Source organism: Pseudonocardia sp. Ae505_Ps2 (genome assembly GCF_001932425.1).
Lineage (GTDB): Bacteria > Actinomycetota > Actinomycetes > Mycobacteriales > Pseudonocardiaceae > Pseudonocardia.
The window spans coordinates 24,887-27,269 of sequence record NZ_MCIP01000011.1 but is presented as its reverse complement, the minus strand read 5'-3'; the positions used below and the strand labels follow the sequence as shown (position 1 = coordinate 27,269).

At 70.8% G+C, this 2,383-nt stretch carries 3 protein-coding genes; 1 reads left to right on the top strand and 2 read right to left on the bottom strand.

Features of this window, described 5'->3' with window-relative positions; genetic code table 11:
* Nucleotides 1-292: 292 nt before the first annotated feature.
* A complete protein-coding gene (locus Ae505Ps2_RS30040) occupies nt 293-1,456 on the bottom strand; it encodes a hypothetical protein (RefSeq protein WP_075554445.1) in 1,164 nt (387 codons plus the stop codon).
* Between the two features lies 1 nt (nt 1,457).
* Nucleotides 1,458-1,862, bottom strand: a complete 405-nt coding sequence (locus tag Ae505Ps2_RS30035) for a hypothetical protein (protein ID WP_075554438.1) — start codon at nt 1,860-1,862, stop codon at nt 1,458-1,460.
* A 130-nt stretch (nt 1,863-1,992) separates the two neighbouring features.
* Between Ae505Ps2_RS30035 and Ae505Ps2_RS30030 the strand changes: the two genes are divergently transcribed.
* Complete coding sequence (locus Ae505Ps2_RS30030; protein WP_075313538.1) at nt 1,993-2,262, top strand: hypothetical protein; 270 nt, start codon at nt 1,993-1,995, stop codon at nt 2,260-2,262.
* Nucleotides 2,263-2,383: the final 121 nt, after the last annotated feature.

Genomic DNA, 2,383 nt, shown 5'->3' with positions numbered 1-2,383 from the left:
GGGCAGCACCGCGCAGAGCCCTGAGAGCGCCAGAGACGGCCTCTCGGGCCTCGTGGGTGTGTCGGCGTGGTGCACCGTCTCCGGGGAGCGTCACGGCCTTCGTGGAGCCGACTCGACCCAGCACGGGGAGAGGGCTTACGGTGTGGGGAGCATGCGCCGCAGCCATCGAGCCGCCCTTTCTCTCTTTGGGGCCGCTCGTGGTGCCAATTCGGAGGGTTCGATCTCCGGGTCTGGCAGCGGCGCATCGCCATATGCAGTGAAGGTGTGAATCTTCGCGCCCTGAATCTTGGCCCTAGGCCGCGAGCGCGGTGACACCAGGTCCCTCCGGCGGGCACGCCGACCGGATCGCGGCGACGTAGTCGGGGTATCCGTGCAGGTAGGGGGCACGGAACCGGGTCAGCTCCTCACCGGGGGCCGACAGCAGCGCGACACCGGGGCGAGCAGTGGTGTGCCGGTCGGCCACCTCGGCCGGGGCGCCGGGGTGCAACAGCTCGACGCTGGCACGGTTGTCGGTGCGGAAGCTGATCCGCAGCGAGCACATGGCGCGCTCGAACGCCCCGACGATCACGGCCTCAGCGCGCTGCACGATCAGCACCAGCCGGTAACCGGCCTTCGCGCCCTCGGCGAGCAGACGCCCGACCAGCGACCGGATGCGCTTGCCGATCGGGTCCTTGGTCGTCGACGCGGCGTCGGCGACCCGGTAGAGCGCGGCCAGCTCCTCAAGGACGACGACTCGCAGCGGCTGGTCGGTGGTGATCGCGACGGTGTCGCGGTCGGCGGGCATCGCGGCGATGCGCGCGGCCATGTCGGCGACGAGCGCCTGGAGCAGGGCCTCGTGGGCGCCGGGGTCGTCGACACCGGAGACCTGCAGAGCAGCGTGTCGAGTCCCGGCGAACGGACGCCACAGCAGCCCGGTCGGGTCCGACCCGCAGATCATGACCAACGGGTCAGCGGCGAGCTGAGCCAGCAGCCCGTAGGTCCAGACGCTCTTCCCAGAGCGGGTGACGCCCTGCACGATCGTGTGCGCGACATCGTCGGCCCAGGACTGCACGAGGTCCCGGGCCGTCTCGTCCACCCCGAGCGCGATCCGGCCCGGAGCGGCGGGTAGGACCAGGCTCACGGTGCCCTCGAGCGGGTCGACGCCGAGCAGCTCGACCCGGGCATGGATCTGCCCCAGCGGGGAGATGCACAGCGCGGCCGCGCCCAGGTGCGGGGCGATGCGCAGCGCCACCCGGCGCAGATCGGCAACCAGCTGACCAGGCAGGAGCTTGATCGTCAGCACCGTCGGCGGGCCCAGGACGATGTCGACCAGCTGCGGCACGACAACCGTCGCGCCGGAGACGGTGTCGACCCGGCAGCACAGCCCGGCGCCCTCGCACGCCTGCCGCCACGACCACCACAGGCCATCGGCCTCACGCTCATCGACCGCCCGATCCCTCCTCGCCCAGAGGCCCATGTCAGGCCGCCTCGCCCTCAGGCTTACGACCACGCCCGACCTGCCCACGAATACCGTCCGCCGACCAGCGCGGCGGGGTGAGCTGACCGGTCTTGCGCTGCACATAGCCGGGAGTCATCACCAGGCCGTCGAAGTGCAGCGGCTGACCGAGCGAGCCCACCGCCGGGCGGTCGTGGGAGGCGATCAGGATCTCGACGACAGCGCTCTTGTCCCGCTCGTCGTCCTGGTCGGCCGGGGTCAGGGCCTCGACCCGCCACAGGCCGCGGCCGTGCTCGTCGGTGTCCTGGCGGCCCTGCGGGTCCGGGCGGCGCGAGCCGTCAGACAACTCGACCCACTTCGCCACCGGCGTCACAGTGCCGGTGCTGATCAGGGTCACGCGGTCGGTGTCGATCGGATAGCTACGCACGTCCTCCGCCTCTCGTCGCCATTCTTGCCCACCATTAGCACAAGACTAGCACGACTTGCGTCCCACTCATAGGACACGGAGATGCGAGACAATGCCTAGCATGAGACACCAAGAGCGAGAGGACCCTGTCATGACCAGCGCCCAGCGGGAGGCCCTAGACGAGCTCATCCCTCCCTCTCAGCAGACCGGCGACCTCCGCGCCGACCTCATCACCGCCGCCCAGGAGACGTGGCGCCGGCGCGGCCGAAATTCGATGCTCGGCGGACTCGTCCTGCACGCCCTCTACGAGGACGCCCAGTCCTGGCGCACCGTCGAGTACCTGACCGGCATCCCTCGGATGACCGCTCGGCGGTGGGCCACGCCCCCACAAAAAGCAGAGCCCGACGCCCAGGACCAATGACACCCGCCGGTCCACTGCACGCCTCCGGCGGCCACTGCGTGGTGCACCTCCGCTCCCGCAGCAGCCGAGAAAGGCGTGCGGTTTTCAGGGGTGGCGGGTGGCGTGAGGCTCCGGGTGGGGC

Excerpts from the sequence above, each read along its gene's own strand:
- Ae505Ps2_RS30040 (WP_075554445.1), bottom strand. The coding sequence starts at position 1,456 with ATGGGCCTCTGGGCGAGGAGGGATCGGGCGGTCGATGAGCGTGAGGCC.
- Ae505Ps2_RS30030 (WP_075313538.1), top strand. The coding sequence starts at position 1,993 with ATGACCAGCGCCCAGCGGGAGGCCCTAGACGAGCTCATCCCTCCCTCT.